The sequence below is a fragment of the Sphingomonas mali NBRC 15500 genome, from assembly GCF_001598415.1.
Taxonomy (GTDB): Bacteria; Pseudomonadota; Alphaproteobacteria; order Sphingomonadales; family Sphingomonadaceae; genus Sphingomonas; species Sphingomonas mali.
Genome location: NZ_BCYX01000019.1, coordinates 1 through 21,265, shown reverse-complemented (window position 1 = coordinate 21,265; position 21,265 = coordinate 1). Strand labels below are relative to the sequence as shown.

The window sequence follows — 21,265 nt, the reverse complement described above, 5'->3', positions numbered from 1 at the left end:
TACGTGCTAACTATAGGAGCGACACATGGTTGCCAATCTCGTGGATCTTACAAGAATCTACTCAACCACAACCGGAACCGGAACGATCACGCTCGGGACGGCGATCCCCGGTTACCGCGACAGCACCGCCCTCGTCGACGGCCTGACCTATTCCTACTCGATCCAGCAGGGATCGGCGTACGAATATGGCCGCGGCACCTATAATGCGGCAGGCCAGACCTTCACGCGCTCCCCGATCGGATCGTCGGCGGCAGGCAACGCGCCTATCAGTCTTGCCGCGAACGCCGAAGTGGCGTTCGAGCCCCTGGCCGAAGACCTGCCGCTCGGGCTGACCTCCCCCAAATCCCTGGCCGGCAATGGCACGACCGACGATCGCGGCGCCATCGCGGCCTGGGACGCGTTCCTGGGCACGGGCAAGGACTTCTGGTTGCCGGCGGGCACCTACCGTATCGCGAGTAATCTCACGATCGCCAACCGCGTTCGCTTTGCCCGCGGTGCGGTGATCAAGCCGGATGCCGGCGTCACCGTCACCTTTTCCGGCGGTGTCGACGCGGACCCCGTCACCAAGATTTTCGACGTGTTGAATAGCGGCGCCTATTGCTGGGCACTGTCTGGCGCTCTGAGCCAATATAGCTGGGGGGCGATCGGCAACGGCGTTGCCGACGACCACTATGCCTTCCAGATGTTGACCGACAACCAGCTCTATTTCCAGCACGCCCCGATCCGGCCCCTGCCCGGCACGCATCTGTGGGCGTCCGGCATCATCCTCAATTATGGTTCAGCCGGCGTGGGTGATTATCGCTCGGCGCCCTGGCTCGGACCGGCCACCAAATATGGTGGTGGCGGCACTTTTGGCGGGCTTTCGATCACCTATACCGGCTGGGAGAATGCGATCGAGGTGACCGGTTGCCGCGGTTTCATTTTCGAGCGCACCTCGCTCAAGGGCAATTTCTACAACTGGATCTTGAACAATTATCTCGGCAACGGCACGGCGATTCCAACGCTCGATCCTTGCCTGCCCGAGAGCTGGCTGCCTAGCGGCGCCAATCCGCTGGCACTCAGCCGATTCAAAATGAATGCGGGTATTCATATCGATCCACGCTGCGGCGCCAAGCCGGCCGCCACCGCTTGGGCACCGAACACTGTCTATCTTTTCGGCGCGAGCGTTACCAACGGCGGCAATCTCTACGTCAACTATGCCTGGAATCCAGGCAATTTGAGCTGGTCGACCAGCGCCGCGTCGGGCGGCCCCACCGGCACGGGCACGGCGATCATTACCGACGGGACTTGCCGTTGGCTTTATGCTGGCCCGGACACTACCTCGATCGCCTATACGGACGTGGCCTATCCCGCTTATGCCGGCGGCTCGACGCAATATAACAAACCGCTCAGCAGCCGCGCTACGATCCGAGATGCCGAGGTGGTGGGCTTTGGCTGCAATGTTGCCGTCAAGGGATGCAACGCGTCGTCGAACGGCGACTATGTTGCCCTCGAAAACATCCTTTGCAGCTATTCGCCCTTCCCGTGGAGTTGGGGCAACATCCAGGCGCGACTGTTCAAAGGCGACCTCGCGCTGCTCACCCAGGCATTCTGCGCGGTATCGAGTTGCGTCGTCGGTCAGCAGAGCGGGTTCGCGCAGGTATCGCTCAGGAACTGCGAGATCGGCAGCAGTCAGCAAATGGTCTGTTTCCCGCAATCAGCAGCCGGCGGCTCGGTCGTGCTCGACAATTGTTATGGCGAGGTCTGCAACCGTGTCGGCGATGTGTGGAGCCCGGGACCCAGTGGCGTCGGACTCAAGATAGCAGGCGGCAGTTTCGGCTTCTATCACGAGGCCTGGAAGCGCATCCCCAATAACATCATCAATGTGGATGGCGTGTGTCTCGAGATCAGCGCAATGGCAAGATTCGGCTACATGCGTGCGCCCCTGGTGATCAAAGGCGATCCAAATCTTTGCCGCATCGACGCGGAAATCTCCTCGCCAATGTGGATGTCGGAAATGACCGACGGTCAACCGAAAACGCCGATCACAATTGGCGAAGCCATCATGCTACGTTCAACGCATAGCGTCGTGTTCCTGAACAAGGATCAGGGGCCCTGGGAGGGGCATCTGCGCGACAGCTGGGCCTATAGCATTACCAGCGGCGCCGGCCGCGCCACGGTCAATGTCGGCCCCCACGCGATATCGGATATCAACACCCCGATTCCCTTTTGCGCGAAAACCGTTTCGGGGAGCTATCGGAACGGCAATTATCCGTTGAGCGTGGCACTTGGCGGCTATGCGGCCGGCCTGGCTGGCAATTCATCGGTAGTCAGCTTCTCCGAGACGGGTCGCATCGCCACGATCACGCTTTCGGGCAGTCCCACCGCCGGCACGGCAGCTAATCTCGGGTACGACAAGGGGAGCGTTGTCTACCATTATCAGACTGATTCCCTGTTCGTTGTCACCGATCGATCCGGTGGCACGTTGACCGCCAAGCGACTGAACGATTGGTATGCGAGTGGCGGACCGGTCAGCACGATCGACAGCGTGGGTACTGGTACTTGGTATTTCGTTCCCTGCGGCCATTTCGTCCCACCGGTCGGGTATGAATTTACCTACACAGCCGGGTCGCCCGCGGTTACCTTTGCTCGACCCGATGGCGCGGCCACGGCTATCACCGACTTCAAGGTGACCGTTGCCGGGGCCGACTATTACGCGGTCAAGGCATGCTATGATGCCGCGGACGCCATGGCCCCCGTTCTGGCGACCAACACGACCATCGCGACGTCGCCGGCACCGGTGAACGGGTCGTTCTCGTTCACCGGCGCCGCGCGACGATCGACCACTGAGCGCGCCGGCCTGTGGCTTGTGCCGAGGCCGCCTATGTGACCTGAATGATCGTCCATCGTTCAGAATCACAATGTAACGACTATTTCTGAGACCATTTTTGAGGCTGGGCGGCGATGCCGCCCAGCCTTTCTTCCGAGCGTAGGACGCAGCGGAAATGCCGCGAAACAAATTGGCGCTCCACGCACCGATACGCGAAATTCACGCTGCTCTCGGCTCAGTCGCTCAGGTCGCGAACCTCGCCGACAATCCCATCCGACGTTGCGCGGCACCTCCGCTTCGAATGAGGGCACCGAGACGTTTCGCCGAGATTTCGCGGTGCTTCGGCAACACGCCCGGTTTCGTGAAGCCACTACCTCAGGCGGACTAGTTGGTCTGATGCCGCGCGCCCTGGTCGTGCGTCGTGAGCGCAACACGCCATGGCGGTGACCTGCCCATTGATCGAGAAATTCGTCCACCGACATCCAGGATCTACCCGGCAAGTCCATGAACGAAGTATTGACGATGTTCTCGGTTTGGTCCGGACAATTAACATCTAAGTCATTGAAATTACTGGTGACCCCTACGGGACTCGAACCCGTGTTTTCGCCGTGAGAGGGCGACGTCCTAGACCGCTAGACGAAGGGGCCGGCGGTGGCGCGAAGCGGCGCCTCTAGGGGCGTTGCCCGGTTGCGTCAAGGCGATTGAATGAGCTGGTCAAGCGCGGTTGCTGGTTCGATCACGTCCGGCCCGCATCGGACGCGATCGAACCTCGGCGGTGATTGACCGGCTCGGCTCGATGGAACCCGAAGCCGTAACGAACGTCTTTCATCCTGCGGGGCAGGACGGTCGGTACGAGCCTTTCCGCCCGGCCAAAACAGGAAGGACAAGAAATGCTCTGGACAATCGTCGTCATTTTGCTGGTGCTCTGGCTGCTCGGTTTCACCGTGCTCCACGTCGGCAGCCTCATCCACCTGTTGCTGGTGATCGCGCTGGTCGTGGTGGTGGTTCGCCTGATCCAGGGGCGCCGCGCTATTTAGACTGAAACCGCCGGGTCGAAGCGGCTCCTGGCGTACGCGCTGGATTCGTTGAGCTGATGGTGCGGGGGTCGACTGTCGAACGCGCGCCGCGACTATAAGGCAATATTCTCGAAAATGCCCGGCGGGCGCGGCCGCCGGGCAATATTTCTTGCTTCTTCGTTGGTGCCGCCGAGGCGGGCGCCGGGCTTGGGCGCATCCCGAACCGATGCTTCGCCCGCCAAGCGACACACCGAACGGCCGCCAGCGGTTGCTCACCCATTGAAAGGTCAGGTCAAACAACACCGCGGTGGGCCGCAGCCCAAACGCGCCACTCAGGCGTAGCATGCGCTTGCTGTCAATCGCCGGCGAGCGATAGCTCGGCGCCAACAGCCAAGGTGTTCGACAAGTCGATGTTGGTCGACCGGATGCGGCGAAGATCTGGACACCTTTAACGGCGTTTCCGCGACGCCAGTCGTGCCGGAAAAATGACGATCGCATGAAACTACTGAGCGACATGGGTGTTTCGACCCCGATCGGTAATGGTCATCGTTCCTGCGGAACGGTGTGCCTGGCCGATACGAACCGTTCCAAGAAGGGGATGCGCATGATCAAGAAGTTACTCGCCGCCGCCGCGGCTCTCACGCTGTTGCCGCTCGGCGCTTGCGGTCACAAGACCGACGCCGCCGAAAACGTCCAGGCCGCCGCCGACAACACCGCCGACGCGATCGACGCGAACGCCGACGCCATGCGCGACCAGGGTGGCAACATCGCCGACAACGTCGAGGCGACGATGGACAACAAGGCGGATGCGCTGAACAACAAGGCGGATGCGGTCCGCGCGGCCGGCGAGAACAAGGCTGACGCGATCGACGACGCCAAGAAGTAAGGTCGGTTCGGGCGGCGGAGGGCGCTTCCTCCTCCGTCGCCCAATCCTGATGTCAGGCGGCGGCGCGATCGGTCCGCGATATCGCGGTGGCACTGGCGAGCGCCTGGCGCACCAATTTGGTGAATCGGCCGCCCTGGCGAAGCAGTTGCGCTTTGTCGAAACAGGCAAAGGCGCCGCGTTCAATCGATTCTGCCTCGTTCGGTGACCCCGCTACGGTATGCGACGACACGACCAGCACCGGGGCATGCGGCCTGCCTGCGAGTTCGTCCAGAAAAGCGAATCCATCGATTCCCGGCATCGCCAAGTCGAGAGTGATGAGGCTCGGCACAAATTGTTCGATCAGATCGCGCGCCGCCGGCACGCTCGCCGCCGATCCGACCACGCGCATGTCTTTTTCCGTCGCCAGCAACTCCTCGATGATCGCCCTGACCGTCAGCGAATCGTCGATGACGAGAATGTTGAATGCCACGGCTCAGGGCTCCTCAGGCTGCACGAAGTTGGGCGACGAACGCCCGGGTGGATTGAAGAAGCGCGCTGACATCACCGCTCAGCGAGGTCGCCGCGCTGCGCACTTCGGTCGACAGCCGCCGCGTCGCTTCCGCCCAGCCGGTCAGCGCGTCGGTATCCTCGACCAGTGCGTCGGCGGTTGCCGCCAGATCGGTCGATCGCGATCGTGCCGCCTCGGCATCGGCGCGTTGCGATCGCATCGCGTCGCGCAGATCGTCGGCGGTGCCCGATGCGCCATCCAGGACGATGCCCGCTTCCTTCAGCGCATCCTCGGCCTCGGCCGCGCCCGCCCGGATTAGCGCGACCAGTTCCTCGATCTTGTGGCTTTCGCCGCGCGCCTGCTGCGCCAGCATCTTCACTTCGCCCGCCACGATCGCGAAACCCTTGCCCGCATCGCCGACCTGAGCAGCCTCGATGGAGGCGTTGATCGCGATCAAATTGGTGCTGGTCGACAGGTCACCGATCGTCCGCGCGAATTGCTCGACCTGCGTCGCACGGTCGATCAGCGACAGCACCGTTTGCTGTCCGGTCGCCGATGCAATGCGCGCGTGACGGGCATGGTCCGCCTGTTGGCCGGTACGGTCGTCCATATCGGCGATGACGCCGGATAACGCGGCGACATGATCGGCCACGGCACGTGCCGCGTCGGATGCCTGGGTCGCGACGTCGGCGACGCTGTCGGCGCGGATGTCGGTTTCCTGGGCCAACCCGTTCAGGCTTTCCGCCGATCGCGACAAGGCGTCCGCTGCGCCGCCGAGCGATTGCGCGAGGTTGGTGATCCCCGCTTCGAACGCATCGGCAATGGCGATCAGCTGTTCGCGTTCTCGGCGGCGGGAGATTTCCTCGGCTTCCTCGCGGCGGCTGCGCTCGCCATTTGCGCGCTGCTCCGCCTTGGCAGCGGAATCGAGCGCCGCTTCGGCCGCTGTACGATTCGCTTGGGCGTCCGCCGCGATCGCCTCGCTGGCCGCCCGTGCCGCAGCCAGTTCGCCGATCATCAGCTTCGACCGCCGCACCAGCATCGTCAGGAACATGAGCTCGACCACAACCGCACCGATGTGAAGCATCAGCCGGAACAGATCGGTGCCGCCCTCGAATGCCAGGCGCGGCATGATCGCCCAGGCGAGTACGTGATGGATCGCCATCACGCCCGCCGCCGCGCGCATCGCCCATACATCGTACAAGAGGCTGATCGCGGCGAGCGCGACGAGGAAGTACAAATGCGTGTCCATCTGCCACGCATGACCGCCCAACACGAGCACCGCTATTGCCGGATAGGCCGCGTAGCTCAGTGCCAATGCCAGCCGCACGGCCGGATCGCGTCGCCCGCTAAGCACGACAATCGACGTCGGCAGCGACACGATCGCGGCGAGCGCCGGCGCGAGCCAGACATCGGCGTAGTGCTGCGTCGCCGCGATCGCGCCCAACAATATGATCCAGCCCCACGAGCACGAAGCGAGCATCAGCACGCCCCTTGCGCGGATCCGGTCGAGCTCGATGGTCGGATGGGGATCAACCATCGTCCGGTTCGCCGCACAGCGATTCGGGATAAGCAAGCGGGAGGACACCCATCGCGATGAATGCCCTCCACGCCGGGTCGCCAGTCGGCTTGATGACCAACGACCCACTGACCGGTCCCGCTCCCAGAACAAGCGTCTTCCCGTCGAACAACCGACCGGAGAGATCGCGCGCCGCCTGGCGCGTGACGGGAAGCATGAGGACGGGGTCACCGACACGGGGCAGCACGATAGCCGCCGCCAAGACGGTCGCGGTCAGGACGGATTGCCCGGCAAGGAGCAGATGGGACGAAAAGACACGGAAATCGATCACCTTGGTTCCCCTTGCCGGTCCTCGCTCTATGAGCACGCCGTCATTGCACCCAGGTTCAGGGTGCCCTCCGTAGATATACGGCTGGGGAAAGTGCAGAGGCGGGCAAGGTGATCGGGTCCCCGCGCGACGATGGTTGCCTCGTGAAAGGACGCACGATCAAGCCATTGATCATCGGACCGCTTGTCGCGATGAAGGTGCCGGGCTCAACACTGATCGCCAGGGGAAAGCAGAATCACGATGGGCGGCAGAACACGGGGGCGGCGTCGATCGCATTCGGCGAAGATCAGGCGGCATAAGATCCTCATCGCGTCGGTCGCGCTGGTCGTCGTCATGGGCCTGGCCGTCTTTGCCGCGAGCTACCAGGTGTCGGAGCTGTTCAATATCGAGGAGTCGGATCTCCCGCCGGTCGACGCGCATTGACCCGAATGCCGAAACGGCCCTCTCCACGCGGCATCGAGCGGATCGGGCATCGATAGGCGGATTCAAATGCCCGACATTTCCCTCGCCCAGGCGCGACGCATCGTTCTCGCTGCTCAGGGCTTCGGCGCGCGCCGCGATTCCTCAGTCGGTCGCGGCCAGCTCGGGCGCCTGATCGATCGGCTGAACCTCCACCAGATCGACAGCGTCAACGTGCTCGCCCGGGCGCATTATCTGCCGGCCTTTTCGCGCCTGGGCTGCTATGATCGCGAGTTGCTCGACAAGGCGGCCTGGGGCGGCAAGCGCGACCGCCGATTGTTCGAATATTGGGCGCATGAAGCCTCGCTGCTTCCGCTCGAACTGTTTCCGCTGATGCGCTGGCGCATGGCGCGCGCGGACCGAGGGGAGGCGGGTTATGGTGCGCTACGCCGCTTCGCGACCGAGCAGCGCCCACAGGCCGAGGCCATCCTCGCCCGGATCGCGGCGGAAGGACCGCTCGCAGCATCCGACTTCCCCCATGGCAAAGGTCGCTCCGGATGGTGGGAATGGGGCGACACCAAGCGCGCGCTCGAATGGCTGTTCTATGCCGGCCACCTGACCACAGCGACCCGGCGGCGGAGCTTCGAGCGCGTCTATGACCTGACCGATCGAGTCATCCCCGCGGCCGTCCTAGCCTTGCCGGCCCCGGACGAGCGCGACGCCCGGCGTGAACTGATCGGACGAGCGGCGCGCGCGCTGGGCCTCGCGACTGCGGCGGAGCTTCGCGATTATTTCCGGCTCAAGCCGGTGGAGAAGGACGAGGCGATCGCCGACCTAGTCGATGCGGGCGTCTTGCGCCCCGTTCGCGTGGAGGGGTGGAGCCAGCCCGCTTTCCTGCATCGCGACGCGCGATCGCCGCGCCGCATCGCCGCCAGCGCGCTCCTGGCGCCATTCGATCCGTTGATCTGGCATCGTGATCGCACCGAGCGATTGTTCGGCCTGCGCTACCGGATCGAGATCTACACCCCGGCGGCGAGCCGCGTTCATGGCTATTACGTGCTGCCGTTCCTGATGGACGAACGACTGGTCGCGCGCGTCGATCTGAAGGCGGATCGGCAAGGCGGTGCGCTGTTGGCGCGGGCGCATTTCGAGGCCGACGCGCCACCAGACAGTGGAGATAGACTAACGGTCGCGCTCGACGAGATGGCCAGCTGGCTGCAGCTCGATCGGGTTACTCTGCGCTGATGCGCGCAGGGAAAGGGATGGCCCGCCACGAACCATCCCGTCCGTTACGGTCAGCGTCGATGGCAGACGCGCACCCAACGGTGATGCCGCCGCACATTGTGGCAGCGACGGGCGCCCCAGCCGGTGTGACGAACGCTACGGCTGGTCGTGCGGGTGGTTTCGGTATGGCGATCGACTCGACCGTCGCCGCGAACCCGTTCGGTCGTCGTCGTACGCGTCACGCCGCCGCGCATATCCTGCGCGGCGGCCGGAACCGCGAAGCCAAGTATCGCCGCCGCCATGCTGGCAGCAATCAAGAGAGATTTCATAGAAGATCCTTTTGGCCCGGAAACGGACCGTCTTGAACAGACGGTCGTAAGCGTAGAAAGTTCCGCATCCGCAACAAGTTCGACGCCGTGGCGGCGATGATCTGTCACCGCCGGCACGGCATCCGATTGTTCAGGGATGCATGTCGCGCAGCCTGCCGCCGATCGCGCCGGCGACGGCGCCGATAAACGCCCCGACCAGCAGCGACAGCCCGGTGAACCCGGCCACTGACATCGCGGCCTTGCGCGCAGCATCAATCGCCTCCTTGCTCATATCCACGTCGACCGGCGCTGCCGTGATGTTGGACAAGGCCGATGCCGCCACGGCGACCATCGCCACCAGCACCGTGGCGGTGGCCCAGGTCAGCAGGCCATGCGCGGTGTCGCGAAAGAATACTTCATCGGTATGCAGGCCATGCCACCGCACGCGCAACCGACCGGCCAGATAGCCGCCGACGGCAGAAGACAGCCATTGCGTGACGATAAGCCAGACGCCTGCCGCGATCGTGAAGGTGGTGGGTGCGGCGCCGACGCCCGGCCATGGCGAGACCGACGCGAAACCAAACGCCGATCCGATCGCTATAAGGATGAGCGTCATCGCCACCGCCGCGACGGTCCCGGCGAAAATCGCTGACCAAGACACCGCGGAAGCGCTGGAGGCACTGCCGACGCCCGATGGATAAAGGTCAGGATTGACCATCGGTGGAATATTCGTCGCCATGATCAATGCCAGAACAAGAGGAGTAGGATGATGATGGGCAGTGGAATGCCCAACAGCCACAGCAGAATACCTTTACCCATGTTAATCCACTCCCTTCGTCATCATTACTATACGGGTGCGCAACGTTTTGGTCGGGGTAGCGGTTCCGGTATTTCTGTCGGGCGGCTGATAAAGGGGTGAAGAAATTACTCTCCTTATCTTCATGTCGATAGTGGCGATGTGGGCTGGCCCGTCGGAGGAAGCGCATCGGCCATCCCAGCGAAGGTACGGAGCGCTATCGGTCCTCCGAACCACGTGACGCCCAGCCGCAGCGCGGCTATGAAACGTCGCCAGCCGAGGCGATCGACGCACCCCTTTTGGCCGAAGTGGCATGGGCGTCGGCATTGCAAGGTTCGATCGCGCGTTGCTGGCTGCACGGCAACTTCGGGTGGAGGACGACCGTAATGACACAGCAGGATCGACGCACGGCACTAGCCTCGCTTGCGGGCGTCGGGTTGTTGGTGGCGGGCTGCGCCAAGCACGATGCCGATGGCGCCAAGAATGCCGGCGATAACGAAGACGCCGTTACCGCAAACGAGGACTTGATGCGGGAGCATGGCGTGCTCCGCCGAATCCTGATCGTCTATCGTGAGGTCGCGCCGAAGCTGGTGGCCAATGCCGGCGCCGTCGACGCCGCGGCCATTGCTGCCGCCACGACGTTGTTCCAATCGTTCGGCGAGCGCTATCATGAGCAGATGCTCGAGGAGCAGCACATCTTCCCGATCGTGCGAAAGGCAGGCGGCGAGGCGGCGGGGCTGATCGACGCTCTGCTCACGCAGCACGCGCGCGGTCGCGAAATCACCGCCTATGTCCTCGACCGGACGAAATCGGGCCGCGTCGGCACTGGCGATGCTCAGCCGCTGGCGCGGACGCTGACCGCGTTTGCGCGAATGTACGAACCGCACGCCGCGCGCGAGGACACGATCATCTTCCCCGCGTTCAAAAAGGCAGTCGGCCCCAAAGGCTATGACGAGCTCGGCGACCAGTTCGAGGATATCGAGCGGCGCACCTTCGGCGGCGACGGCTTCGACATGGCGATCGACAAAGTCGGCGATATCGAACGCCGGCTCGGTCTCGCCGATTTGAGCGCCTTCACTGCGCCCGCCGTCGCCTGACGAGGCGACATCACCCCAGCATTATCCACTCATCCCGCCCGACGCACAGCCGGACAGAATCGGGATTGTTGGAGCAGCAATGCTCGGCTTGGGTCGATGGGCTCGTTAACCATTGGGAAGAGTGTGTGATGTCGGCGTCTGTAACGAAAATGATCCCCGCGGCCGTGATTTTGCTTGGTGCGATGGGGTTGGGTGGCTGCGCCACCAAGAGCTATGTCCGCGAGCAGATCGCTCCGGTGAGCCAGCGCGTCGACGCGCTCGAGGCGAAGCTGAACGAAACCGACGGCACCGCGAAATCGGCATTGTCGCAGGCGCAGGCTGCATCCGGCCAGGCGCAGAACAATGGTCAGCGCCTCGACCAGCTCAATGCCCGGGTCGATGGCATCGAGCAGCGGATGGCGGAGAGCCAGAAGAAGCGGCCGCGCAATTGACGCCGGACGGACGCCTATGCCGATCGGCCCCGTGCTGATCGGCCGAATTCCGATTAGATCGCAATGTCGAGCGTCGCCCCATTCTTCGGGGCGGCGCGCGCTTCGTGTTGAGCGCCGCCAGCGATGATCAATATCCTGTTGGCGCTGGCTGGTCTTGCGCTCACTGTCCCCGCATCCGCTCCGGCGGCGAAGCGCACTCGGCCGCCGGCAGCCAAGCCCGCGCCGCGGGCGAGCGATGCGGCCAAGGTCGAGGTCACGCAGTCGGCGGCGGCGACGCGCGTTTTCGACTGGATCGCGGCGTCGGGCGACAACGGCTCGCTGCCCTATATCGTCATCGACAAGAACAATGCCGCCTTGTTCCTGTTCGACGCGAAGGGGCAATTGCTCGGCAAAGCGCCGGTGCTGATCGGGGTTGCCGTCGGCGACGATGCTACGCCGGGCATCGGCAGCAAGAATCTGGCCGAGATCGGCCCCGCGGAGAAGACGACGCCGGCGGGACGTTTCCTGGCCAAATACGGACTGGCCGCGGGCAGGCAAAAGGTGCTGTGGGTCGATTACGCCACGTCGGTCGCGCTCCACCCGATCCCGACGGGATACAATCCAAAGGAACGCCGCCGCCAGCGCATGCTGTCGCCGACCTCGGACGACAACCGCATCACGTTCGGGTGCATCAACGTGCCCTCGGTCTTCTACAGCAAGAGCGTGCAACCCTTGTTCCGGAAGCAGGGCGGATATGTCTATATCCTGCCCGACACCAAGCCGCTCGAAACCGTCTTTCCGCTCTTGCTGGGTCAGGCGGTCGCGAACACCGGCTCACGCTGACGGCATCATCGCTGCTGCTGCGGCCAATCCGCGGCGTCGAGCGAAATCGGTCTTGCGGCGAGGCTGTCATGGACCGACCGGCACGGCCGCCTCGGTTGTCAGTCGCTCGAGATAAGCGCATAGCATGTCGGCCAGCGCCTCCGACCAGAGGACGATCTCCGTCTCCGTCCGCGGCGTCTCAGAAAAGCTGCTGCCCACGCCGCTAAGCGTCATCTTGATCAGGTCGCCGGCAAGCATCCGCTTATGGTCGGGCACGTCGGGCAACGCTTCTTGCAAGAACGTGCGGAAAATCTTGGCGTTTTCCTTCTTCGCGTCGATCGCCTCCGGCGCGTCGCGATAGAGCGGTGCCGCGTCGCTCAGCGCGGTACGGATCGCCGCTTCCTCGCATTCGGACTGAATGAAGGCATGGACCAGCCGGCGGACGCGGGCCTGCGGCAAGGTAGCTTTATCCTCGAGGATGCTCCGCAACAGCGCCGAGGTGCGCTGCCACTCGTCGCTCTGCAGGCGGAACAGGATCGAGGCCTTGTTCGGGAAATATTGGTACAGCGAGCCGACGCTCACGCCGGCGCGCTCGGCGACTCGCGCGGTGGTGAAACGCTGCGCGCCTTCCTTCATCAAAACCTGAACAGCGGCGTCCAGCACTGCCTCGACCAACTGGTTCGAGCGTGCCTGCTGGGGCTGTTTCCGCGAGGTGATCGCGGTGCTGCGAGTGGCGGTCATGCGGGCGTCCTGCCAATGCGAATAGTCAAAGCTGACGAACTAGTCGTATTTTCCGTTCCGGCAGGCAAGCCCTGTTCGCACCTGGAGAAAACCCAAATGACGACGCTTTCGAGCGCCCCCGTGGCGCCTCTTCTCGCACGCCTGTTCGCCGAGGCCGATGCCAATTCGCCGGCACAAAGCCCGACCTTTGCCGGCGTGACCAGCGAGGAGCGTGGCCGGATGATGCGCAGCAAGACCGATTATCGCGATTTCTACGCCCAGCTCAGCGACTTCGCGCTGCCGGTGTCGCGTGAAGTCGGCGGCCTGCTCTACATGCTGGCCCGCGCGACCCATGCCCGCTCGATTGTCGAGTTCGGCACGTCGTTCGGCCTGTCGACGCTCCATTTGGCGGCGGCTCTCCGCGACAATGGCGGCGGCCGGCTAATCACCAGCGAGTTCGAGCCCGGCAAGCTGGCGACGGCCAAGGCCAACCTGGCCGAGGGCGGGCTGGTCGACCTGGTCGAGTTCCGCGAAGGCGATGCGCTGGAGACGCTGGCGGTGGACCTGCCCGAGACGATCGACCTCGTGCTGCTGGATGGCGCCAAGGCGCTCTATTCGGACATTCTGGACCGGGTGGAGAGCCGGTTGCGGCCAGGCGCAATCCTGATCGCCGACAATGCGGATTATTGCCCGGACTATCTGGAGCGGGTCGGCAACATCGCCAATGGTTATATGTCGATGCCGTTCAGCGACGAGGTGGAGCTCTCGATCCGGCTCGGCTGATCTCCGGCCGCTTCTCGATGCGATCGGCGGCCCGGTTACCGCAAAGGCACCGGGCCGCCGCGCTTCACGCCTATTTTGCGGTGCTGACCCCGCATTGCTTCTGTTCCATCGGAATCTGCTTGGTGATGCGGGTGGCGTTCTCGGCATAGGCCTCGGTCACCGAGCCGCTGTTGACGGTCTTGCCGCGCAGCGGACTCACGCCCTGGCAGAGATGGAAGACGTGCGGCGTCGACGACTTCTTGGCGCCGTTCTCCGGAGCGATCCAATAGACGAGGTCCTGGCCGGCGGGGTTTGCGGCGGTCTTCGTCGCGTCAGCCACCGTCGCGGAGTCCCTGGCGATATCCTTCGCCTGATCGGCGACCTCGGGCGAACAGGCCGTGGTGGGCTCACCGGCTTTGATCTGGGCCGCGCACTTGTTCATATCCTGGGTATATTGCTCGGTCGACGGCGGCTTGAAGTCCACCCCGATCACGGTGGCGACCAGCGCCAGAACGACCCCGATGCCGCCGGCGATCTTCTTGTTCTTCGAATCCATGTCCTTGTCCAGGAAGATCAGGGCAATCAGCGGGAGGAAGGCGATCACCGTAATGATCGCGCCGAGCTGGTTCTGGACGAAGAACCGGAATGCGTCCGCTCTGGTGGCCGGATCGTGCTTGTTGGCCGCTTTCCACATCAGGCTACCGGCAATCGCGAACACTGCGATCACCACCAGAAGGCCGATCAGCAGCGCAAGGTTGCCATGGTCAAACTTGTGCTGCTTGAGCATGACGATACCGGCGATCTCGGTGCCGATGGCAACGACCCAGGCGAGCGCGGCGAACAGGCGAAGTCGCTTGGCGGCAGATTGCTGGCCCTGTGACGCTTGCCAGTCTTTTGTGACGTCGACATCTGCGCCAGGATTGGTGTCAGGCATGTTCGGAACCCCCTTATCGACCCTTCGACCCTGCGGACGTTGGTCGGGAAGCCCAGACCACCGCGCGCAGCGTCATCGCAACACCCTTATTGACGACAACCTAACCGACGTGGCCGGTCCGGACCAGCAAGAATTGGCAGCAACTATCGGTTGTCGCCGCTCCCTGACGGCGATGCAGAAGGAGTGGATCGAAAAAACTTTTGCAATCGCTTCCAAGGATTTGCGGAGCCGACGCGTCCCAGTGACATGCGGATCATGACGCCGCTGTCGCCAGAGGACCCTCCTATTGCGCAATATGACGGGCGAGCACGCCCGACGGCGGCAGTGTCGCAAAACGGCGGCGCGCGAGACCCGACAGGCCGAGCGCGAGCCTTCGCTTGATCGCCGGCAGCCGGTCGAGCACGCGCAGCAGCAGATTGCGCAGCCGGCGTGCGGAAGCGGATCGCAGGGTAGCGATCTTGGTCAGCCGGCCCGCCAGCGCGAGCACTTCCTGGGCAGCGGGCCGGCGGGTCCGCGCATAATCGTCGAGGGCCGTATCGGGCAGATGATCGCGCACCACGCGCGTGAGCGCGTCGGCGAGCACGATGGCGTCGACCAGTCCGGTGTTCATTCCCTGCCCACCGGCGGGGCTGTGGACATGCGCCGCGTCGCCCATCAACAGGAACGGTCCGCTGCGATAGGTATCGGCCAGCCGGTGATGCACGCGGAAGCGCGACGCCCAGCCAATCCCGGTCACCCGGGCCGTGCGGGTCGGACCTCGCGCGTCGAGCAATTTCTGGATGTCCGCTATTTCCGGCTTTTCGGGTGCATCGTCGAGCGTCGCAACGATGCGATACGATCCGTCAGGCAGCGGCGCGACCACGACGAGGCCGGCAGGCGAGAAGAACAAGGACACTTCGTCGTTGAGCGGCCAGTCCATCGTGACATCGGCGAGCACGAAGGATTCGCCGTAGGCCTCGCCATGAAAGGGGATGCCGGCAGCGTCGCGGACGATGCTGTGCATGCCGTCGGCTCCGACCACGTAGCGGGCATGGATCACCTGCTCGCCAGTGGCGGTCTTGACGGTGACGGCGGCACCGCCGGCGTCGGTCACTGCGGCGAGCGCCGCGACTCCTCGATGGACCGCGCCGCCGAGCTCGTTCAACCGCGCCTGCAATACCGCCTCGGTTGTCGATTGCGGCACCATCAGAAGGTGCTGGAACGCGGCAGGCAACCGGTGGAAGCTGACCGTGAGCAACACCTGGTCGCGGTCGCGCACGGCAAAGTCGGGCAATGCGATTCCGCGCGCCTCGAGCGATCCGACCACGCCGATCGTGTCGAGCATTTCAAGCGTGTGGGCGTGCACGACCGCGGCGCGCGACGTGTTCTGTGCGCCGTCCAGCGCATCGACCAGCACATGGTCGACACCATTCCTTTGCAGCGCGGTTGCAAGCGCCAGCCCAGTGGGACCGGCGCCGATGACGAGTATGTCCGTTTGAACGGGTAACATGATCGGGCCTCATTTTTGCCAACGAGCGTTGACTAATTTCGTCGCTTGATTTTGTCAACACGCGTTGGCAAAAAACCGACATGACCATAGCTCGCCGCTCCACTCCGAAATCGGTCCGCACGCGTGAAGCGATCGAAACTGCCGCCAAGGAATTGTTTTCTCTCAATGGCTTCGATCGCACGACGGTGCGCGACATCGGCGCCAGGGCGGGAATCGATCCGTCGATGATCATCCGCTATTTCGGCGGCAAGGAGGCGTTGTTCGCGCACGTCGCGTTGCCCGATTTGCAGTTACCCGACCTCAGTCAGGCGGATCCGGCAACGATCGGCGAGACGATGGTGAGACACTTTCTCGAGCAATGGGAAGGCGAACAAGCCGGCGGCGGAATGCCCGTATTGTTGCGCTCGGCGGCGTCAAACGAGGAGGCGGCGGAGCGGCTGCGCGCGATGTTTCGCGATCAGGTCTTTCCTGCGATCGCGCGAGTCGGGCCGTCCGAAACTGCGGCGATGCGCGCCGGGCTGGTGGCGAGCCAGATCCTCGGCCTTGCCATGGCGCGCTATGTCCTGTTGCTGCCGCCGGTGGTGATGATGTCCCAGGACGTGATCGTCCGCACGGTTGGGGAAACGGTGCAACGTTATGCGACGGGCGCGACCGGGCTGTAAGCCTTCGTGGCTGATCACGATACCGGTCCGCCGGGGTGCTTGTATTTCGGCAGGGGGCGAGGCACCCCGGCGCGGATGCAGACCGAGGCGGATCTTGAGACCATGTTGCTGGGGCCGGTTCTCGCAGATCGCGCCTGCGGGGATTGCACAATGTGCTGCACCGTCCTCAAGATGGATGCACCCGACTTCAAGAAGCCTGCGGGAATCCCTTGCGAGCACCTCGCGTCGCATGGTTGCGGGATCCATGCCGTGCGCCCCGATATCTGCCGGTCGTGGTTCTGCGGCTGGCGCCGGGTCGCGGCCTTGCCCGACGACGCCCGACCGGACCGGTCGGGACTGCTGGTATCGCTCAATTTCGAGCGCGAGCCGCGCAATTGCCTGGAGGGCGTGTCGATCAACGTCCGGGCGCTCCCGGGCAGTGACGCGATCGCAAACGGCATGGCTGCAATCGTCCTCGACCGCCTGTGCGACGGGTTGGTCCCCGTCTGGTTCAGCGACGGGGCGAAGAAGATGCTGATGCACCCGGAGCAGGAGGTCGCCAGCCTTGTCATCTCGGGAGACCCTGCACCCGCTCATTTGCAGGAGGAGGTCGCCGCGTGGCGCGAGCATTACGGTGTTTTCGGGGCGACCCGCGGGGTATCGTGACAGTTCACTAATTAGAGATGGCGCTTGTCGGTCAAATGCTGACCCGAGCCGCCGAGTTGCTCCCCATCTCAGTCCAACAAGCCAGCCTCGCGGGCGAGCGCGGCCGCCTCGCCGCGGGTGCGGGCGCCGAGCTTGCCGAGGATCGACGAGACGTGGTGATCGATGGTCTTGGCCGAGACGAACAACTGCTCGCCGATCTGCCTGTTGGTCCAGCCTTTGTCGATTGCGCCGAGCACGTCGATCTCGCGTCGCGTCAGCCCAAAGCTGTTGCGACGTGTCGACGCCCGGGGACCGCGCACGCCCTTGCGCATCCCTCGCGTCGCCAGATCGCTGCGGGCCCGCGTCGCCCACGCACTGGCGCCCAGCCGGTCGAGGATCGCCAGACCATCCATCGCCTGCGCGTCATCGCCCTCGATCAGCGCCTGTGCTTGGCCGAACGGCATCGCCTGATCGGCGAAGGCCGCCGCTGCCGCCGCCACCTTACCCTGCCCGAGTTGAGCATAAGGCGAGGGTAGGTTGGGCGGTGCCGCGGTGTCGTCACCGAGCTTGCGGCGCCAATACCATATCTGCGCGCGATCCCATGGACTACCGTTGCGATGGATCAGAGCCGCCGCCTCGGCGAGCAGCGCGAGCGGCTCGTCCGGTGGTAGCGCGCAGGTCCAGGCGTGCTCGGCGACGATCAACGCGAGACTTGAAAATCGCGGCGCCTCGCGCCCGCGCGCCATATGCTCGTGCAGCTCGGCGATCAGTTCGCTCGGGTCGGCGTCGCCGCACCGGATGTTCAGCATCGCCATCGCCCGCACTGCCGGATTGCGCATGAGATACGTATTGGTCGTCGACGACACGACGGGTTCGGCCGTCGCCCGCGCTTCGTCCCAACGGCCGAGATCGAGCAAGGTCAGCGCCTGACCGCCAATCATATAATCGCGCCACGTATCGAGGTCGCGCTCGCGGCAATAGGCAACGCCCTCGGCCGCGACCGCCAGGGCCGCATCGAGGCGGCGCGCCTGGCGCAACAGCCAGCTCTTGTTGGTGAAGGCGCGCGCGACATGCTCCTGGCTGCCCGTCGCCGCGCCCAGCGCGATGCTCTCGTCGAGCAACGCCATTGCTCGTTCGAGGTCGTCATATTGCATGCCGGTGCCGTAATTGTTGAGCACCGTCGCGAGAATGTCGTCACGGCCGAGAGCGCGCGCGATCGGGATCGCCCGCTCGCTCCATCGCAACGTCTCGTCGGGGTCGTCAGCGAGCATCGCGAGCTGCGCGAGATTGGCATAAGCCAGCGCCAGCTCGGGTGTGTGGCTATAGGGCTCGAGCGCGGCCACTGCCGCCTCGCCAGTCTGATCGGCAAGCGCGCGATCGCCATTGAGATAGTGCAGTCGCGACAGGAAGCGCAGCGCGTCGCCCTGCCGCAGCCGGTCTCCGTCCGCCTCGTATATCGCCAATACGCGCCGCTGCCACTCGACCGCGCTGGCGAGGTCGCCGGTGACGTGCAATTCGTGCGCGAATGCTTGGCCGTGCGCGGGGTCGAGCGGTTGTTCGTCGCGGGACAATAAAGCATCCCATGCCGCAACCGCCTCGTGATGCGCGCCCAGCGCCGCCGCGGTCCGCGCGGCCTCCGGCGCGAGGGCGCGGATTGCCGCCATCTCGCCCGCGCCGACCGCATGATGCAATCGCCGCGCGGCGCTCGCTCCGGCCTGGTCGAGCCGCGCGAGCTCGCGCGCGTGGAGCTGTTTGCGGGCGAGTGGCGACAGCGCCGCGGCGACCGCGTGCCGGGTGATTTCGTGACGGAATGCCAGGCCTTCGCCGTCGGCCAGCAACAGCCCGGCATCGACGCAGGCCGCGATGTCGCGGTCCGTCGCACCTTGCGCCTCGATCTGCGCCAGCGACACGCGACGCGGAACGATCGAGCAGAAATCGAGAAACGCGCGGGCCGGCGGGTCGAGCAGGTCCGCACGGGCGAGCACGAGATCGTCGATCGAGGTCGATCGGCTGCCCTTGTTGGCGAGGATTTCGGTCACCAGCAGCGGATTGCCGTCCGTGGCGTCGTGAATCGCCGAGCCGATCAAGCCTTTTGCCGCGGCGAGCTTGCCGACCGCGGCGGACGACAGTCGCGCGAGATCGACGCGCCGGCGGACCCCCGCCGGCAAGTCGCCGGCGGCGCGGCTCAGCCGTCCGCGCGCGCCCTGATCCTCGTTGCGCGAGGAAATCACGATGAGCAGCGGGCGATCGGCGATCCGCCGGCCAAGATAGCGGATCAGATCGATGCTCCCGTCGTCGGCCCAATGCAGGTCTTCGATGAGCAGTGCCGTGGGCTCTTCGCTGAGCCGTGCCAGCGTGTCCCCGAACAGCGCGAACCGCGTGCTGCCGTCATGGGCATTGTCGAGCGCGGCAGTGTCGATCACCGGCAGATCGCGCAAGATCGTCAGTGCTTCCGCCGTGCTCCAATCTTCGCACACCGCCCACATCAGGCGAAGTCGCCCGTCCATCCGCGCGGCCGCGGCGCGCAGCACGCTCGTCTTGCCGATGCCTGCCTCGCCGACGACAAACACGACCCGACCGTGCCCCGCAATCGCGTCGACGGCCAGGCGATCGAGGCTGTCGAGAATGGAGTCGCGCTCGAGCAACATGGCGGCCGCCACAATAGGTGAAAGCGGCCCCGGAACATAGGTAACCCAAAATAGGGAATGGCCGGTCCGCAAAATAGGGAAGTCCGCCGATGCGGCAGGGCGGATTTTCGGCGATCTCGTCCTTGCTCAACCAAGCAAAGGAGAAACATCATGCCGCGTTACATGGTCGAACGGAGCTTCCCGACGGGCCTTCATATCCCCTGCAACACGGATGGCGCTGCCGCCTGTCTCAACGTCGTCGACGAGAATGCCACCGGCTCGGTGAATTGGGTTCAGAGCTTCGTGTCCGCCGACAAGCAGAAGACCTTCTGCCTCTACGACGCGCCCAACCCGGACGCGATCCGCTCGGCGGGCGAACGCAACGGACTGCCCGTCGGCCCGATCACCGAGGTCCGTGTGCTGGACCCGTTCTTTTATTACTAACCAGGAGATCTACCGTGAAAGACCAATTCAGCCGGGCACAGAGCTCGATCATTTCCTTCGTGCTCGCGCTTGCCGCGCCGCTCGTTCCGGTCGCTCTCGCGGCGCAGGTAATGCTCGACTACGCCAACAGTGCGTTCGCCTGATACGCGTGCTGCGGGAGCTGATCCGAGCTTCCGCAGCATCGCTTCGTCAGGCACTCGGCGCCAAGATTTCGCCCTGCGTCAGCGGCTAAGCCGCCTCAGCCCGCCGCTGCCTGAGCTCGTCATTGAGCATCTCCGCCAGCAGGAACGCCAGCTCCAGGCTCTGCCCCGCATTCAGCCGCGGGTCGCAATGCGTGTGATAGCGATCCGCCAGGCTCTGCTCGGTCACGTCGACCGCGCCGCCAGTGCATTCGGTGACGTTCTGCCCGGTCATCTCGGCATGGATGCCGCCGGCAAAGGTGCCTTCGGCGCGGTGCACGGCGAAGAAGCCGCGGACCTCGGCCAGGATGCGTTCGAACGGGCGCGTCTTGTAGCCGTTGGCGGCCTTGATGACGTTGCCGTGCATCGGGTCGCAGCTCCAGATCACCGGATGGCCCTCGCGCTTCACCGCCCGGACCAATTTGGGCAGGCCAGCCTCGATCTTGTCATGACCATAGCGCGTGATCAGCGTCATCCGCCCGGGCACGCGGCCCGGGTTGAGCGTGTCGAGCAAGCGCAACAGCACGTCGGGCTCAAGGCTCGGCCCGCATTTCAGACCGATCGGATTGCCGATGCCGCGCAGGAACTCGACATGCGCCGATCCGTCGAACCGCGTGCGGTCGCCGATCCACAGGAAGTGCGCGCTGGTATCGTACCAATCGCCGGTCAGGCTGTCCTGACGCGTCATCGCCTGCTCGTACTGGAGCAACAGCGCTTCGTGGCTGG

Annotated in this window: 23 protein-coding genes and 1 tRNA gene; 13 read left to right on the top strand and 11 right to left on the bottom strand. The window is 64.5% G+C overall.

What is annotated here, in order from left to right; genetic code table 11:
- Positions 1-25: 25 nt before the first annotated feature.
- Complete coding sequence (locus SMA01S_RS14400) at positions 26-2,869, top strand: hypothetical protein (protein ID WP_066823615.1); 2,844 nt, start codon at positions 26-28, stop codon at positions 2,867-2,869.
- Positions 2,870-3,380: 511 nt separating this feature from the next.
- Here SMA01S_RS14400 and SMA01S_RS14395 read toward each other — a convergent pair.
- Positions 3,381-3,456 (bottom strand) — tRNA-Glu (locus tag SMA01S_RS14395).
- Between the two features lie 243 nt (positions 3,457-3,699).
- On the opposite strand from SMA01S_RS14395, the gene SMA01S_RS24595 reads away from it, so the two are divergent.
- A complete protein-coding gene (locus SMA01S_RS24595) occupies positions 3,700-3,846 on the top strand; it encodes a lmo0937 family membrane protein (RefSeq protein WP_157082372.1) in 147 nt (48 codons plus the stop codon).
- 577 nt (positions 3,847-4,423) lie between these two features.
- The gene (locus tag SMA01S_RS14390) at positions 4,424-4,711 is read left to right on the top strand and encodes a hypothetical protein (protein WP_157093951.1); all 288 of its coding nucleotides are present in this window, start codon (positions 4,424-4,426) and stop codon (positions 4,709-4,711) included.
- 52 nt (positions 4,712-4,763) lie between these two features.
- Here the strand turns inward: SMA01S_RS14390 and SMA01S_RS14385 are convergent, their stop codons facing one another.
- From SMA01S_RS14385 to SMA01S_RS14375, 3 genes are read right to left on the bottom strand one after another with little or no spacing between them, the layout of a single operon-like run.
- Complete coding sequence (locus tag SMA01S_RS14385) at positions 4,764-5,180, bottom strand: response regulator (RefSeq protein WP_066823608.1); 417 nt, start codon at positions 5,178-5,180, stop codon at positions 4,764-4,766.
- A gap of 13 nt (positions 5,181-5,193) precedes the next feature.
- Entirely contained in the window at positions 5,194-6,735 is a 1,542-nt protein-coding gene (locus tag SMA01S_RS14380) for a methyl-accepting chemotaxis protein (RefSeq protein ID WP_066823605.1), read from the bottom strand.
- Positions 6,728-7,045: a hypothetical protein gene (locus SMA01S_RS14375; RefSeq protein WP_066823602.1), complete on the bottom strand. Its 318-nt coding sequence runs from the start codon at positions 7,043-7,045 to the stop codon at positions 6,728-6,730. The genes SMA01S_RS14380 and SMA01S_RS14375 overlap by 8 nt, the downstream gene beginning before the upstream one ends.
- 237 nt (positions 7,046-7,282) lie before the next feature.
- Between SMA01S_RS14375 and SMA01S_RS14370 the strand changes: the two genes are divergently transcribed.
- Both SMA01S_RS14370 and SMA01S_RS14365 read left to right on the top strand, forming a co-directional pair.
- The gene (locus SMA01S_RS14370) at positions 7,283-7,465 is read left to right on the top strand and encodes a hypothetical protein (RefSeq protein WP_066823599.1); all 183 of its coding nucleotides are present in this window, start codon (positions 7,283-7,285) and stop codon (positions 7,463-7,465) included.
- 66 nt (positions 7,466-7,531) lie between these two features.
- Positions 7,532-8,686 (top strand): winged helix-turn-helix domain-containing protein, encoded by a 1,155-nt coding sequence (locus SMA01S_RS14365; protein ID WP_066823597.1) that lies wholly within the window; start codon positions 7,532-7,534, stop codon positions 8,684-8,686.
- Positions 8,687-8,736: 50 nt separating this feature from the next.
- On the opposite strand, the gene SMA01S_RS14360 is transcribed toward SMA01S_RS14365, so the two are convergent.
- Both SMA01S_RS14360 and SMA01S_RS14355 read right to left on the bottom strand, forming a co-directional pair.
- On the bottom strand, positions 8,737-8,994 hold the full coding sequence (locus tag SMA01S_RS14360) for a hypothetical protein (protein WP_157093950.1): 258 nt from the start codon (positions 8,992-8,994) through the stop codon (positions 8,737-8,739).
- A gap of 130 nt (positions 8,995-9,124) precedes the next feature.
- On the bottom strand, positions 9,125-9,589 hold the full coding sequence (locus tag SMA01S_RS14355; RefSeq protein ID WP_218016898.1) for a hypothetical protein: 465 nt from the start codon (positions 9,587-9,589) through the stop codon (positions 9,125-9,127).
- 566 nt (positions 9,590-10,155) lie between these two features.
- Between SMA01S_RS14355 and SMA01S_RS14350 the strand changes: the two genes are divergently transcribed.
- The 3 genes from SMA01S_RS14350 to SMA01S_RS14340 all read left to right on the top strand — a co-directional run bounded on the left by SMA01S_RS14350 (position 10,156) and on the right by SMA01S_RS14340 (position 12,119).
- Positions 10,156-10,866: a hemerythrin domain-containing protein gene (locus SMA01S_RS14350; RefSeq protein WP_084250323.1), complete on the top strand. Its 711-nt coding sequence runs from the start codon at positions 10,156-10,158 to the stop codon at positions 10,864-10,866.
- A 128-nt stretch (positions 10,867-10,994) separates the two neighbouring features.
- Complete coding sequence (locus tag SMA01S_RS14345; RefSeq protein ID WP_066823585.1) at positions 10,995-11,297, top strand: hypothetical protein; 303 nt, start codon at positions 10,995-10,997, stop codon at positions 11,295-11,297.
- A 123-nt stretch (positions 11,298-11,420) separates the two neighbouring features.
- Complete coding sequence (locus tag SMA01S_RS14340; protein WP_066823583.1) at positions 11,421-12,119, top strand: hypothetical protein; 699 nt, start codon at positions 11,421-11,423, stop codon at positions 12,117-12,119.
- 66 nt (positions 12,120-12,185) lie between these two features.
- Here SMA01S_RS14340 and SMA01S_RS14335 read toward each other — a convergent pair whose 3' ends face one another.
- Positions 12,186-12,839, bottom strand: a complete 654-nt coding sequence (locus tag SMA01S_RS14335; protein WP_066823579.1) for a TetR/AcrR family transcriptional regulator — start codon at positions 12,837-12,839, stop codon at positions 12,186-12,188.
- 96 nt (positions 12,840-12,935) lie between these two features.
- Here SMA01S_RS14335 and SMA01S_RS14330 point away from each other — a divergent pair, with 96 nt between their 5' ends.
- Complete coding sequence (locus SMA01S_RS14330; protein WP_066823577.1) at positions 12,936-13,601, top strand: O-methyltransferase; 666 nt, start codon at positions 12,936-12,938, stop codon at positions 13,599-13,601.
- Between the two features lie 70 nt (positions 13,602-13,671).
- Here SMA01S_RS14330 and SMA01S_RS14325 read toward each other — a convergent pair whose 3' ends face one another.
- On the bottom strand, positions 13,672-14,514 hold the full coding sequence (locus SMA01S_RS14325; RefSeq protein WP_066823573.1) for a DUF485 domain-containing protein: 843 nt from the start codon (positions 14,512-14,514) through the stop codon (positions 13,672-13,674).
- A gap of 283 nt (positions 14,515-14,797) precedes the next feature.
- The gene (locus SMA01S_RS14320) at positions 14,798-16,003 is read right to left on the bottom strand and encodes an FAD-dependent oxidoreductase (protein ID WP_066823572.1); all 1,206 of its coding nucleotides are present in this window, start codon (positions 16,001-16,003) and stop codon (positions 14,798-14,800) included.
- A gap of 80 nt (positions 16,004-16,083) precedes the next feature.
- Here SMA01S_RS14320 and SMA01S_RS14315 point away from each other — a divergent pair, with 80 nt between their 5' ends.
- Entirely contained in the window at positions 16,084-16,665 is a 582-nt protein-coding gene (locus SMA01S_RS14315) for a TetR/AcrR family transcriptional regulator (protein WP_066823569.1), read from the top strand.
- 75 nt (positions 16,666-16,740) lie between these two features.
- Positions 16,741-17,310: a hypothetical protein gene (locus SMA01S_RS14310; RefSeq protein WP_066823568.1), complete on the top strand. Its 570-nt coding sequence runs from the start codon at positions 16,741-16,743 to the stop codon at positions 17,308-17,310.
- Between the two features lie 68 nt (positions 17,311-17,378).
- Here the strand turns inward: SMA01S_RS14310 and SMA01S_RS14305 are convergent, their stop codons facing one another.
- Positions 17,379-19,937 carry a helix-turn-helix transcriptional regulator gene (locus SMA01S_RS14305; protein WP_066823565.1) on the bottom strand — a complete coding sequence of 853 codons (2,559 nt, stop codon included), beginning with the start codon at positions 19,935-19,937 and terminating at the stop codon, positions 17,379-17,381.
- A gap of 150 nt (positions 19,938-20,087) precedes the next feature.
- Here SMA01S_RS14305 and SMA01S_RS14300 point away from each other — a divergent pair, with 150 nt between their 5' ends.
- Both SMA01S_RS14300 and SMA01S_RS25300 read left to right on the top strand, forming a co-directional pair.
- The gene (locus SMA01S_RS14300) at positions 20,088-20,360 is read left to right on the top strand and encodes a DUF4242 domain-containing protein (protein WP_066823562.1); all 273 of its coding nucleotides are present in this window, start codon (positions 20,088-20,090) and stop codon (positions 20,358-20,360) included.
- 14 nt (positions 20,361-20,374) lie between these two features.
- Entirely contained in the window at positions 20,375-20,503 is a 129-nt protein-coding gene (locus SMA01S_RS25300; RefSeq protein ID WP_281179188.1) for a hypothetical protein, read from the top strand.
- Between the two features lie 85 nt (positions 20,504-20,588).
- On the opposite strand, the gene SMA01S_RS14295 is transcribed toward SMA01S_RS25300, so the two are convergent.
- Positions 20,589-21,265 (bottom strand): 3-deoxy-7-phosphoheptulonate synthase (locus SMA01S_RS14295; RefSeq protein ID WP_174543153.1); only part of this gene is annotated, 677 nt, incomplete at its 5' end.

Bases quoted from the DNA above. Each gene is read 5' to 3' on its own strand.
- SMA01S_RS14400 (WP_066823615.1), top strand. From the start codon at position 26: ATGGTTGCCAATCTCGTGGATCTTACAAGAATCTACTCAACCACAACC.
- SMA01S_RS24595 (WP_157082372.1), top strand. From the start codon at position 3,700: ATGCTCTGGACAATCGTCGTCATTTTGCTGGTGCTCTGGCTGCTCGGT.
- SMA01S_RS14390 (WP_157093951.1), top strand. From the start codon at position 4,424: ATGCGCATGATCAAGAAGTTACTCGCCGCCGCCGCGGCTCTCACGCTG.
- SMA01S_RS14380 (WP_066823605.1), bottom strand. From the start codon at position 6,735: ATGGTTGATCCCCATCCGACCATCGAGCTCGACCGGATCCGCGCAAGG.
- SMA01S_RS14370 (WP_066823599.1), top strand. From the start codon at position 7,283: ATGGGCGGCAGAACACGGGGGCGGCGTCGATCGCATTCGGCGAAGATC.
- SMA01S_RS14365 (WP_066823597.1), top strand. From the start codon at position 7,532: ATGCCCGACATTTCCCTCGCCCAGGCGCGACGCATCGTTCTCGCTGCT.
- SMA01S_RS14360 (WP_157093950.1), bottom strand. From the start codon at position 8,994: ATGAAATCTCTCTTGATTGCTGCCAGCATGGCGGCGGCGATACTTGGC.
- SMA01S_RS14355 (WP_218016898.1), bottom strand. From the start codon at position 9,589: ATGACGCTCATCCTTATAGCGATCGGATCGGCGTTTGGTTTCGCGTCG.
- SMA01S_RS14350 (WP_084250323.1), top strand. From the start codon at position 10,156: ATGACACAGCAGGATCGACGCACGGCACTAGCCTCGCTTGCGGGCGTC.
- SMA01S_RS14345 (WP_066823585.1), top strand. From the start codon at position 10,995: ATGTCGGCGTCTGTAACGAAAATGATCCCCGCGGCCGTGATTTTGCTT.
- SMA01S_RS14340 (WP_066823583.1), top strand. From the start codon at position 11,421: ATGATCAATATCCTGTTGGCGCTGGCTGGTCTTGCGCTCACTGTCCCC.
- SMA01S_RS14335 (WP_066823579.1), bottom strand. From the start codon at position 12,839: ATGACCGCCACTCGCAGCACCGCGATCACCTCGCGGAAACAGCCCCAG.
- SMA01S_RS14330 (WP_066823577.1), top strand. From the start codon at position 12,936: ATGACGACGCTTTCGAGCGCCCCCGTGGCGCCTCTTCTCGCACGCCTG.
- SMA01S_RS14325 (WP_066823573.1), bottom strand. From the start codon at position 14,514: ATGCCTGACACCAATCCTGGCGCAGATGTCGACGTCACAAAAGACTGG.
- SMA01S_RS14320 (WP_066823572.1), bottom strand. From the start codon at position 16,003: ATGTTACCCGTTCAAACGGACATACTCGTCATCGGCGCCGGTCCCACT.
- SMA01S_RS14315 (WP_066823569.1), top strand. From the start codon at position 16,084: ATGACCATAGCTCGCCGCTCCACTCCGAAATCGGTCCGCACGCGTGAA.
- SMA01S_RS14310 (WP_066823568.1), top strand. From the start codon at position 16,741: ATGCAGACCGAGGCGGATCTTGAGACCATGTTGCTGGGGCCGGTTCTC.
- SMA01S_RS14305 (WP_066823565.1), bottom strand. From the start codon at position 19,937: ATGTTGCTCGAGCGCGACTCCATTCTCGACAGCCTCGATCGCCTGGCC.
- SMA01S_RS14300 (WP_066823562.1), top strand. From the start codon at position 20,088: ATGCCGCGTTACATGGTCGAACGGAGCTTCCCGACGGGCCTTCATATC.